Source organism: Neolewinella xylanilytica, assembly GCF_002934605.1.
In the GTDB taxonomy this organism is placed as follows: domain Bacteria; phylum Bacteroidota; class Bacteroidia; order Chitinophagales; family Saprospiraceae; genus Neolewinella; species Neolewinella xylanilytica.
The window spans coordinates 38,955-51,834 of the sequence record NZ_PTJC01000007.1; the positions used below are offsets into that span (position 1 = coordinate 38,955).

Sequence of the window (12,880 nt, forward strand, 5' to 3'; positions counted from 1 at the left end):
CATTCACTAATTCAATCCTTGCCCCAAAGTCGCCTACCGGCTACCCAGGTCGTCCAACATCACCTCCACGGCTCGCTCCAGTTGCTGGTCGCGGCCGTCGGCGATCACCGCCGGCTCGTTCTTCACTTTGATCTGGGGTTCGGTCTGGTTGTTTTCCATCCAGTCGCCGTCGATGTCGCGGGCGCTTACCGGCACCACGCCCCATACGATGCCGTTCGGCAGCCGCTCCCAGCCGGCGAAGCTGCAGGTGCCGGGGGTGGGCATGCCTACGGTCTTACCGATCTTCAGGTCGCTGTAGCCGGCGGCGAAGCAGTGGCCGTCGCTGTACTGGGCCTCATTGATGAGGGCCAGGGTCGGTTTCGTCCAGCGGGAGGTCGGCTCGCCGCCCACCACCTTGGCCTCCGTAGCGTAGGTGATGAAGGGGACGCCGGTGAAGAACATAGCCAGGTCGGCTACCAGGTCGCCGCCGCCGTTGAAGCGGGTATCGATGATCATGCCCTCGCGCTCGAAGTACTTACCCATCATATCCTGGTAGATGCTGCGGTAGGGCTCGTCGCTCATGCCCGGGATATGGACGTAGCCCAGCCGGCCCTGGCTCAGTGAGTCGACCTCCTCTTCGTTCCGTTCCACCCAGCGCTTGTACAGCAGCCGGCTTTCCTCGCCCTGGCTGATGGGCTTGACGGTGATGGTGGTCCGCTCCTCCGTTTCCGGGTCCACGAGCTCCAGCAGGGTGAAGTCCCCCTCCAGGCGGTTGAGGTAGGCGGCCCAGTCGCGGTCGCCGGCGATCAGTTCGCCGTTGATGCGCTCGATCAGCAGGCCCGGCTTCAGGTCGAAGGCCGCGCGGTCCAGCGGGCCACCGTCGATGATCTCCTCGATCAGGATGCCGTTGCCGCTGTGGTCGTAGCTCGGGAAAATGCCGAGGGCGGCCGTCTCGTCGGGGTTGTCGCCGCCCGTGGGCCGGTAGCGGGCACCGGCGTGGGATACGTTGAGCTCGCCGAGCATTTCGGAGAGCAGTTCCACCAGCTCGAAGTCGTTGCCGATGGAAGGCAGGTGCTTGGCGTATACGGTCCGCAGGGAATCCCAGTTCACGCCGTGGAAATTGGAGTGGTAGAAGACCGCATCCGTACGCTGCCAAACGTGGTCGAAGATGGCGCGCCGCTCGGCCACCGCGTCGAAGGGGATCTCGCCCTGCAGCTTCACCAGTGTTTTCTTTTCCTTGTCGATGTCCAGTTTGGTGATCTTCCCGCTGCTGAGCAGGTAGAGGTTTTCCTGCTTGCGGTCCCACTGCAGGCTCCCGTTACCGGCTTCCAGCTCCAGGGCCATCTTGGTGTCGCGGGTGCGCAGGTTGGTTACCCACAGGTTCAGCTTGTCTTCGAAGCGGCTCAGGTAGTAGAGTTTTTCCCCGTCTTTGGACAGCACCGCGTCGCCCAGGCGGGACGAGTGGATGGTCAGCCGCTTCGTGCGGTCGTGCAGGCTGTTCCAGTCAAAAGTGAGGGGTTTCACCTCGGTGCTGTCGGTCTTTGGTTCGTCTTTCTTCTTTTTGTCCTTCGCGTCTTCTTCGTCCTGCTTGTCGTCCGCCTTATTGGCTTTCTCGATGGCTTGCTGGAGCTTATTTTCTTCCTCAGTGAGGTTGAATTCGTCCCAGGCGGCCTGGGTGAAGAACATCGCGTATACATCCTGTTCGCTCTGCCCGCTGGTAGCGTAGGACTTTAGTCCGTCACGGTTACTGAACCAAATCATGGCCTTGCCGTCGTCCACCCACTTCGGGCGGGAATCGTAGTAGCCGCTCTCGGTGAGGTTGACGCGCTTTTCGCCGTCGGCCTTCAGCAGCAGGACTTCGCTGTTGTTGAGCAGCACGTCGTGCTCGACCAGCAGCCACTCGCTATCGGGGCTCCAGGTGAAGTACTTGTCGCCGTCGCGCATGTGGAAGAGCTCGTCGGCGCCCAGGAGGGTCGTATCCTTTCCGGTGGTCAGGTTGCGCACCTTCAGGTTGCGGCGGTCCTCGATCCAGGCCAGGCGCTTGCCGTCGGGGGAGTACTCGGCCAGATAGTTGTCCCGACCGTTTTCGAGTACCGGCGTTTCCTTCAGCAGGGTGGCGGCGTAGAAGAAGGGTTCCTCCTCGCGGACCTTCTCCGTTTTATAGGTGCTCCACTTGCCGTCGCGCTCGCTGGCGTACACCACCGACTTGCCCTCCGGCCCCCAGCTTACGAAGCGTTCCCGTTCCGGGGTGGTGGTGAGGCGCTTGGTGAAGGACTCGTCGGCGGAGGTCACGAAGACCTCGCCGCGGGCCACGAAGGCGATCTCCTTGCCGTCGGGAGAAACGGCCATTTCCTCGATGTCGCCGTCCACGCTGACGAAGCGGTCGGTATTGCTGCCGGCCTGGGTCACGATGTTGACCGCTACTTTTTTGGGTTCCCCACCCTCGCGCAGGGTGTACAGCTCGCCGTCGTAGCCGAAGCTGAGCAGGTCGCCGCCGCGGCTCAGGAAGCGGACCGGGTGCGGACCCAGCTCGGTCAGCTGCTCCTCGGCACCGCCCGCCAGGCTGCGCTTGTAGACGTTGAAGTTGCCGCCGCGCTCGCTCAGGTAGTAGAAGCCGCTGCCGTCGGCGGTGAAGACGGGCTGCCGGTCCTCGGCCGTATTGTCGGTCAGCTGGCGGTGGGTACCCGCGGCCAGGTCGTAGGCCCAGATGTCGCGCGTGATAGCCGAGGTGTGGTGCTTGCGGTATTCGTTCTCGCCGCCCTTCTTATCGTGGTAGAGCAGGGTCTTGCCGTCCGGGCTCAATTGGGCGTACTCGGCCGGTACGGTCAGGAGCTGGCCGACGCGGCCGCCCGTCGCGGAGACGGTGTACAGCTCGGGCTGGCTGCCGGTGGGGTACTGCCGGTGGTCGGCGGCGTCCTGCCGCTGGCCGCCGAAGATGACGGTGCTGTCGCCGGCGCCGAAGGCGAAGGGCTGCTCGTCGGTGCTGTGGTAGGTCAAGCGCGTGGCGTCCCCCCCGGTAGCGGGCATCACGAAGACGTCGAAGTTGCCGTAGCGGTTGGATGCGAAGGCGATGCGTTGCCCGTCCGCGCTCCAGGTAGCCATATAATCGTGGGCGTCGTGGTAGGTCAGGCGATTGGCGTCGCCGCCGCCGGAAGGCACGGTGTAGAGGTCGCCGCGGTAGGTAAAGGCGATGCGGGAGCCGTCGGGGGAGATGGCCGCGTGGCGGAGCCAGTTGGGCGCTTGCTGGGCGGTAAGGCCGAGGGTGGCGAGGAGAAGGGGGAAAAGTAGTTTCACGGTCAGGGGATTATACGGTCGGTAAATATCCGCAAAACCGGGCCGTTTTCCCTCCACCGCGGGTAAGTATTCTACCTGCGCCACGGCGCCCACTTTGCATGCGCGAATCTTTCGGTACATTTCGTACCGGCCAATCCAATTCCCATGCGCTACCCGATCCTGCTGCTCTTCCTGCTGCTGCTGGCGACTTTTGCCTCAGCCCAACAGGACTATCCCATTACACCCGTCTCCTTTTCCGAAGTAAGGATCCAGGACGACTTCTGGCAACCCAAGATCCGCACCAACCACGAGGTCACCATCCCCATCGCGATCGCGAAGAGCCAGGAATCGGGGCGCATCGACAACTTCCGCATGGCCGCCGGGCGCATGGAGGGGCAGTTTTGCACCGAGTACCCCTTCGACGACAGCGACATCTACAAGATCATTGAGGCGGCCAGCTACTCGCTGCAGACTTTCCCGGACGCGGAGATGGAAGCCCGGGTAGACAGCCTGATCGAGCTGGTGGCCGCCGCCCAGGAACCCGACGGCTACCTCTACACCACCCGCACCATCGGCAAGAACGTCCACCCCTGGGCGGGTACCGAGCGCTGGGAACTGGTGCACGAACTCAGCCACGAGCTCTACAACCTCGGCCACCTGTACGAGGCCGCCGTGGCCCACTACCGCGCCACCGGTAAGCGCTCGCTGCTGGACGTAGCGATCAAAAGCGCCGACCTGGTGGACGCCACCTTCGGCCCCGGGAAGACCGAAAACTACCCCGGCCACCAGGAGGTGGAACTCGGTCTGGTGAAGCTTTATCGCGTGACCGGCGAGACGCGCTACCTCAACCTGGCGAAGTACTTCCTGGACGTCCGCGGCCGACCGGGCATCGGCAACCCGAAGGAGTACGACCAGTCGCACCTGCCCGTCACCGAGCAGTCCGCCGCCGTCGGACACGCCGTGCGCGGCGCCTACATGTGGACCGCCATGGCCGACGTGGCCGCGATCACGGGCGACAGCGCCTACCGTCGCGCCATCGACCGCATCTGGCACGATATCGTGGACGGCAAGTACTACCTCAACGGCGGCATCGGCGCCACGGGGGCGGGGGAGGCCTTCGGATCGGCCTACGAGCTGCCGAATATGACGGCCTACGCCGAAACCTGCGCCGGCGTGGGCGTCGTGCGCTGGAATCACCGGCTCTTCCTCATGACGGGGCAGAGCAAGTACATCGACGTCCTGGAGCGCTCACTGTACAACAACGTCCTGGACGGCGTCTCCCGCTCCGGCGACCGTTTCTTCTACCCCAATCCGCTGGCCAGCATGGGGCAGCATGAGCGGCGCGAATGGTTCGGCTGCGCCTGCTGCCCGCCGAACGTGGCGCGTACCCTGCCCTCGATGCCGGAGTACCTCTACGCCTACCGGGATGAGGACATCTACGTGAATATGTACGTCTCCAGCGAGACGGAGCTGGACCTGGCCGGCACCACCCTTCGCTTACGCCAGCAGAGCGGCTTCCCCTGGGAGGGGGCGGTACGGCTGTACGTAGACCCCGCCAGCCCGGTGGAAGCGAGACTGCGCCTGCGGGTGCCCGGCTACGTCCGCAACGCCCCCACCCCGGGCGATCTGTACCGCTACGCGGACCCGGAGCTACCGGCCTTCACCGTGACGGTCAACGACGCGATCGTACCCGTTACCACCGACGCCGACGGCTACCTCACCCTCGACCGCACCTGGCGTGAAGGCGACCGCGTGGAGGTGGACTTTCCCCTGCCGGTCCACGCCGTACGGGCCGATCCGCGCGTGGCCGCCGACAGTGGCCGGGTCGCCTTCGAGCGCGGTCCGCTGGTGTACGCCGCCGAGGGGGCCGACAACCACGGGGAGGTGCTCAACCTGGTCGTGGACGAGACTACGCCGGTGCGGGCGGAGCGCTCCGGGGAGCTAGGCGGCATCTACGTCCTGCGCGGCCGGGCCCGTACCGTGGACCGCCAACTGGACGGCAGCCTGTCGACTTCGGAACCCCGGCCCCTCACCCTTGTCCCCTACCACCTCTGGAACAACCGCGGCCCCGGCGAAATGGCCGTGTGGCTGGCGACTACGGAAGCGACCGCCCAACCGAGCCCGGCGCCTACGCTGACCTACACCAGTACGCTCACCTCCTCGCTGGGGGAGGAAAAGCCCCTGCTGGCCCTCCGGGATCAGCTGCTGCCGGCGCATTCCAACGACCACTCCGTCCCCTATTTCCACTGGTGGCCCCGCAAGGACAGCCGCGAATGGATCCAAGTGGACCTGCCCGCCCTGGCCAATGTGTCGAAGGTGAGCGTCTACTGGTTCGATGACGGCCCGGACGGCGGCTGCCGCATCCCCGCCGACTGGCAGGTTTAATACCGCACCGGCGATGGCTGGTCGGCGGTCGAGCCGCAGGGCGACTACCCCATCGCCAAGGACGAGCTCAATACCGTCACCTTCGCTACGGTGCAGACGGACGGCGTTCGGCTGCTGGTCGACTTGCCGGAGGCGTATGCTACGGGCTTGTATGAGGTGATTGTGGAGTAGCATCAGTCGTCTGCCCAGCGGTAGCTGGTCCGCCGACGGGTTGAAGGGGTGAATGGTTGAGGGACTGAATTAGTGAATGGGTGGGGATGCTCGCTTCGCTCGTCGGGCACTAGTCGTCTGCCCAGCGATAGCTGGTCCGCCGACGGGTGGGGGTGGTGAATGGTTGAGGGACTGAATTAGTGAATGGGTGGGGATGCTCGCTTCGCTCGTTGGGCGTTAGTCGTCTGCCCAGCGACAGCTGGTCCGCCGACGGTTCGGAATGGAAGACTCGCCTCCTGGGCAGACGAGCTATCGCTCGGCGGACCAGGAGCTATTGCTGGTCGCCGCCGGTCATCAGTCGTCTGCCCAGCGATAGCTGGTCCGCCGACGGGTGGGAATGGTGAATGGTTGAGGGACTGAATTAGTGAATGGGTGGGGATGCTCGCTTCGCTCGTTAGGCCAGGGGGCTATGGCTGGTCCTCAACGACGTACATTAGTACCTCAACCGTCCACCAGCATATGTACCAGGTAATTCTGCTCCTCGTCGCGCTAAGCGCCAGCCTGTTCGCCCAAGATCGCCATCCCGTGGAACCGTTCCCACTGCACCAGGTCAAATTGCTCGACGGCCCCTTCCGGCACGCCACCGAGCTGAACGAGGCCTCCCTGCTTTCCTACGATCCGGATCGCCTGCTGGCCCGCTTCCGCATCCAGGCGGGGCTTGCGCCGAAGGCCGAAGCTTACGGCGGCTGGGAGGCCGAATCGCTGGCGGGGCACAGTCTCGGCCACTACTTGAGCGCCCTGTCCCTCATGCACCAGACCACGGGGCGGGATACCTTCCGCAGGCGGGCGGTGTACATCGTGGATGAGCTGGCCACCGTCCAGGAAGCCAACGGCGGCGGGTACCTTGGGGCATTCGACAACGGTCAGCGCATCTTCGAGGAGGAGATCGCGAAGGGGGAGGTTCGTTCTCAGGGCTTCGACCTCAACGGGATCTGGGCACCCTTTTACACCCACCATAAGGTGCTGGCGGGGCTGCGGGACGCCTACCGCTTGCTCGGAATCGAACGGGCGTTGGTAGTGGAACGGAACTTCGCCGACTGGATCGGTGGGATCGTCCTGCCCCTCAGCAACGAGGATATGCAGGAAGTCATGCACTGCGAATTCGGGGGAGTTCAGGAAACCCTCGCGGATCTGTACGCCGATACGCGGGAGCAACGCTACCTGGATATCGCGCGCCGCTTCCACCACGAAGCCATCGTAGACCCCCTGGCCCGGGGCGAGGATATCCTGCCCGGTAAGCACGGCAACACCCAGATCCCGAAGATGATCGCTTCCGCGCGGCTGTACGAAATTACCGGGCAGGAAGCAGACCGGGCGCCGGCGGAATTCTTCTGGGATCGCGTAGTTAACCACCATTCTTACGTCACCGGGGGCCACGGCAATTTCGAGTACTTCGGGGCGCCCGACGCGCTCACCCACCGCCTCAGCGACGGCACCACCGAGACCTGCAACGTCTACAACATGCTCAAGCTCTCCCGCCACCTCTTTCTGTGGGAGCCACGGGCGGAGGTGGCCGACTACTACGAACGGGCGCTGTTCAACCACATCCTGTCCAGTCAGCACCCCGATGATGGCCGAGTGATCTACAACCTCTCCCTCGAAATGGGCGGACACAAGGAATATCAGGACCCGGAGTATTTCACCTGCTGCGTAGGCAGCGGCATGGAAACCCACAGCAAGTACGGCGCCAACATTTACTACCACGGTGAGAACGAGCTGTACGTGAGCCAGTACATTGCCTCCGAGCTCGACTGGGCCGAACGGGGCGTGACGGTTACCCAGCAAACCACGTATCCGGAGGAAGCCGCCACGGAACTCACCCTGGCCATGGATTCCCCCCGGGAGCTCACCCTCTACCTGCGCCACCCGGCCTGGGCCACGGCGGGCATCACGCTCACGGTCAACGGCGAGCCACAGGAAGCGGCGAGTGCGCCGGGCACCTTCGTCGGACTGACCCGCGAGTGGGCCGACGGCGATGTGGTAAAACTGGAGATGCCCTTCTCGCTGCACCTCGAGGCGATGCCGGACGACAGCAGCCGGATCGCCGTCTTCCACGGTCCCCTGGTGCTGGCGGCCGATCTCGGGCCGGAGGGTGATGTCGGGGCGGAGGCGTCCGACTACGTTCCGGTACTGATGTCGGAATCCCGCGACCCCGCCGAATGGCTCGAGCCGGTAGCCGGTGCGGCCAGTACCTTCCGTACCGTAGGGATCGGGACGCCCCGGGAGGTGGAGCTGCGGCCCTTTTACCGGGTGCACGAACGCAACTATTCCGTCTACCTCGACCTCTTCAACGACCGGCAGTGGCGGGAACGGCAGGCCGCCTACGAGGCGGAGCGGGAACGCAAACGGGAGCTGGAAGCCATTACTTTCGACGAATTCCAGCCGGGGGAGATGCAACCAGAACGCGACCACCACTTCACCGGTGAGGACCTCAACCAGCTGGAGGACTTCCGCGGTCGGAAAGCCAGGGGGTCGGAGCGCGGCGGCTGGCTGTCCTTCACCATGGCGGTAACACCCGACGCGCCCATGGCGCTGGTGCTCGAGTACTGGGGCGGATTCACCGGTTCCAAGACCTTTGATATTCTAGTGGACGGCGAGCTGATCGCCACCGAGAACATCAGCGGCAAGGCGGATGGGCGCTTCATTGACGTCCGCTACCCCCTCCCGGAAGCCCTGACGGCCGGCAAGGAAAGCGTGACGGTGAAGTTCGCGCCCCACGTCGGGCACCGGGCCGGCCCGTTCTTTTACGCACGTACCGTGAAGGGATCGTAGAGCTTTCCACCGCTCACGCCACCTACCCGCCGGCCCTATACCTATCTTCCCAAAAACTAAAGCAAGCAATCATGTCCGACGATATCCAAAACCTCCGTCATGCCCTTAAGTCCGAGGGGCTTAGCGTGGAAAAAGCGGACGATAAGCAAGTCCACCTCGCCCACGGAACCTCCGTGGAGGTGATCGGCCCGGGCCGCTACCGCGTCCTCAGCGACGGTCATCCCGTTTCCCCCTTCGACAGTGCCGAGGAGACCGCCGGCTTTATCAAGATGGACTGGGCCCAGCGGGGGCTGGAGCGGTAAAAAATTTTTTTTCATTTCACTTCGCGCAACCAGAATAGGCTGTAAATTAACTTCGTCCGGGAGGAGCGGCGTACAGCCTTTCGGAGCAGCGTAACCCCGGCACCTAAGACACGCAACTTTACCGCTGGTAAAATTTCCCGCGGATGTCCGCACCCCGTGGCCGGGAATTCCCCCCAGCTACCGGCTGCGATAATGTAGGATTGGATTTTTTGGGGGTAACAGGGCCAGGTCCTCCATAAAACAGCTATGGGGAAGTTGCTAATCTTTCGCATCCGACTCCTCTTCTCCGAAGAAGCGTGAGGTGCTGGATAAGGACAACATCCATGGTTTAAATCTCCTGAATCAGGTGGTGGGCCCAACCGAAAAGGCCTGCCTCGTATCGCACGCCAAAACCCGAAAACGAATATGTGGAGCTGATCACTTCCTCACTTCAGGGTTGCGGGCCAGCCAGTCCTATTGCTTAAACTACTGCTAGATCACTATGACACACGATCCGTTTCGGGCCCTTCTGGCCCAACTGCAAAAATTGGTTGCGACTTTTGCCTTGGTACTTTGCTTTTCCCCCTTACCTGCACAGCTTCAAGGGACATTCACCATCGGGGGAAACGCCCCGGATTACGCTACGATCAACGCGGCGGTAGCGGATCTAATCACCGAGGGCATCGCGGGAGCGGTGGTGTTTAACGTAGCGGAGGGCACTTACGACGAGCAGGTGGAGATAGGGAAAATCTCCGGCACATCGGCCACCAACACGATTACCTTCCAGCCTATGCCGGGCGTTGTCGGGAAGGTAACCGTGACCTCCCAAGGGAAATACGTGATCCGGCTAAATAATGCCTCCCACATCCGCCTGCTGGAACTGGAAATTACGGCCACCTCTTTCGACGGCAGGGCGCTGGAGGTGATTAACCAGGCGGACGATTTGTTAATCGAAGGCAACCAATTATGGGCGGAGGTGGCCGCCCCCGACCCCGACCACGCGGTCCTTTACCTCAAACCGTCGCTGGCCAGTAACATTCGCATTCGGGGCAATCGGATCACGGGTGCGTCTTACGGAATCTACTTTAGTGGATCGGCTAGCTCCCCACCCACGGGCACGGAGATCACGGGTAACTTGGTGGAGGATTTCTTTTATACCGGCGTTTACCTTCAATCACTACAGGGCGGGTCGTTTACCGGGAACAGGATTAGGGGAACGGTTACGTTTTACTATGGTGATTGCGGGCTCTGCGTGAACAGCTGGAAGGGTACGCCGGCCGCCCCGGTCTTGGTGGCGAACAATTTCATTTCCGTTACGACCAAATCGCTGGCGGTTGGTTTGTCCAATGCGGACTATCTCCAGTTCTATCACAACACCGTGAATGCAAGCGGGAACAACGTTCCAGCCTTCGACTTAACCTTCGCAAAGAACGTAGCGGTCAAGAACAATATCTTCCAAGCAAGCAAGGAGAAGGCGGTGGTGGTTTACGGTGCCGTTTCGCTAGATATGGACTACAACGACCTCTTCACTGAAGGTACTTACCTGGGGCGGTGGGAAAATTCAACCGTGACGGACCTGGAGGAATGGCAAAGTACTTCAGGGCAGGGGGCCCACTCCATTAGCATCGATCCCCAATTCACCAGCGCCCTGGCCGGTGCCGGTGTCGCCGTGTCGGAGGTGACGGCGGATTTTTACGGGGAACTCAGGGGCACCCCCCCCTCCATAGGCGCCGTTGAATATGTAACCGACAATGACGGTATCGACAACGATGAGGACAACTGCCCGACTACCTATAATCCCGGCCAGGAGGATTTCGATGGGGACGGCATCGGCGACGTTTGCGATACGGACGACGACAATGACGGGGTGGCGGATACGGGAGATTGCGATCCTTACGATAGTTCCGTCAGTGTGCCGACGACCTTCTACGCCGATGCCGATGCCGACGGATTCGGTGATCCCAATGATGCGCAAGAAGCATGCTTCCAGCCCATTGGCTACGTTCGTAATTCCCTGGACTGCGACGACAACGATCCACTGTCCTACCCCGGTCAAAGCTGGTACGTTGATCGGGACGGCGACGGCCACCCGGAGGACGTTGTCGCCGCCTGCGCACGGCCCGCTGATGCTTTCTTGGAAACCGAACTAACGTCCATAGAAACCGACAACTGCCCCGGGATCGCCAACCCCGATCAGTCCGACACCGACGGAGATGGTGTCGGAGATGCGTGTCAGCCGGGAAGCGGTACGCTATCCGGATACTGGCTGGAAGCGGAGTGCGGCGTAGTGGGGAGCAACTGGGAAGTGGTAGCTGACAGCGACGCTTCCAACCATGCCTTCGTATACGCGCCCGGCCAACGATTTACCGTCCGCCCGCCGGCGGACGTACCCGACAACCGTATCCGCTTTACTGTCGAACGGGCCGAAGCCGGGAGCTATTTCTTGCACCTCCGCGCCTTTACCCGGAACTCCGGCAAAGATTCATTTTGGATCCGCGCTAACGGTGGCCATTGGATCCGGTGGAACAACATCGATTGCGACCGGAAATTCAGCTGGGCTACCCTGCCTACTCTTCTGGAACTCTCGGCCGGAAGTAATACCGTCGACATTGCCTTCCGCGAGGGGGGGACCATCATCGATAAACTCTTCCTGGCCCGGGATCCCACCCAGCCCACCGGATTCGGCGAACCGTCGACGAACTGTTCCATCCTGGCTCCCCAGCCGCCTACGGCCATTGCTACCGCTTCGGTGACGCAGGGAGCCGCCCCGCTCACGGTACACCTAGATGGTAGCGAGAGCTACGACTACGACGGACAGATCGTACAGTATGCCTGGACCTGGCAAGGTGGTAGTGCCACCGGTCCGACGCCAACGGTAATTTTTGCCGCCGGGGTCTATACCGTGAAATTGAAGGTGACCGATAATACGGGTAATACCAATACTACCAGCCTGGCCCTGAAGGTGACGCTTCCCAGCGGGATACCAAGCTCACCACCCTTTTCCTTCGAAGCGGAATGTACCGTCCGCGACCGCAACTGGAGACTCAGTGAAAGCACCGAGGCGAGCGGCAATAGGTTTGTCAGTTATACCGGCTGCCGTTGTGAAGGGGAGCCGACGATGCGGCAGGCGGATCAGCACTTGAACTACGACTTCGTTAGCCCCCAGGAGGATACCTTTTACCTCTTCTTCCGGCTAGAGGCCCCCGATGTCGGTCGCAACTCCTTTTGGGTACGGGTAGACGGCGGCAACTGGATCAAGATGTGGCGGGAATCGAATGGTGGTCCACTCCTGACCTCCGGTTTCGAGTGGCGGCGCGTAAACGACGATGCAGATCCGGTATTTTTCTACCTCGGTCCCGGCAAACACACCGTCACGGTCGCTCCCCGGGAGCCGGGAACCAAGTTAGACAAGATACTTCTCTCGACTACGGATGCCCTTCCCCTCGGCACCGGTGCTGCCGCCCAAAATTGCCTGCTGTCCTCGACCTATTCCCTGAGTAAAGCGTCGGGAGAGGAAGTATTTCCCTACGAGGATGCGATGTTTACCGCGGCCAGGTTCTCCGTATTCCCTAATCCCGTCACGGACATCGTCACGGTGGAATTGAGCGACGGGTATACGGGAGAGGTCGCCTTTGCCGTCGTGGATGCCCTGGGTCGCCAAGTACGCCACCTGCGCCGTTACAAGGAGGACCGTACTTTACGCAGCGAGCTTTCCGTGGAGGATCTGCCGCACGGCATCTACTACCTCCAACTGCTTCAGGGTCAGTGCCAGACGATCGAACGCTTCGTAAAGCAGTGATCGAACCTTCGAAGCCACGGCCAAGTGGCGGAATCTTTGGATGTGGGCCCTTATCGTGTTCGGCAGACGATTCTCGGATGAGCGCGTGTTCCCTTTCGTAGCCGGTCCGTGGTACCGGAACGGCGAAGGACGGCGGCGGAGCGCTGGAAAATAATGCCGATCAGGCCGGAATAGGTGCCAA

5 protein-coding genes are annotated in these 12,880 nt (G+C 62.1%); 4 read left to right on the forward strand and 1 reads right to left on the reverse strand.

Annotated features, from left to right (window positions below; all coding sequences use genetic code 11):
• Positions 1-33: 33 nt before the first annotated feature.
• On the reverse strand, positions 34-3,273 hold the full coding sequence (locus CLV84_RS18245) for a S41 family peptidase (protein ID WP_211295299.1): 3,240 nt from the start codon (positions 3,271-3,273) through the stop codon (positions 34-36).
• Between the two features lie 144 nt (positions 3,274-3,417).
• On the opposite strand from CLV84_RS18245, the gene CLV84_RS18250 reads away from it, so the two are divergent.
• The 4 genes from CLV84_RS18250 to CLV84_RS22360 all read left to right on the forward strand — a co-directional run bounded on the left by CLV84_RS18250 (position 3,418) and on the right by CLV84_RS22360 (position 12,699).
• Positions 3,418-5,637 carry a glycoside hydrolase family 127 protein gene (locus tag CLV84_RS18250; protein WP_104421274.1) on the forward strand — a complete coding sequence of 740 codons (2,220 nt, stop codon included), beginning with the start codon at positions 3,418-3,420 and terminating at the stop codon, positions 5,635-5,637.
• 669 nt (positions 5,638-6,306) lie between these two features.
• Positions 6,307-8,619: a glycoside hydrolase family 127 protein gene (locus CLV84_RS18255; RefSeq protein WP_170067770.1), complete on the forward strand. Its 2,313-nt coding sequence runs from the start codon at positions 6,307-6,309 to the stop codon at positions 8,617-8,619.
• A 71-nt stretch (positions 8,620-8,690) separates the two neighbouring features.
• A complete protein-coding gene (locus CLV84_RS18260; RefSeq protein ID WP_104421276.1) occupies positions 8,691-8,921 on the forward strand; it encodes a hypothetical protein in 231 nt (76 codons plus the stop codon).
• A 481-nt stretch (positions 8,922-9,402) separates the two neighbouring features.
• Positions 9,403-12,699: a T9SS type A sorting domain-containing protein gene (locus CLV84_RS22360; RefSeq protein WP_104421277.1), complete on the forward strand. Its 3,297-nt coding sequence runs from the start codon at positions 9,403-9,405 to the stop codon at positions 12,697-12,699.
• The last annotated feature ends 181 nt before the right edge of the window (positions 12,700-12,880 follow it).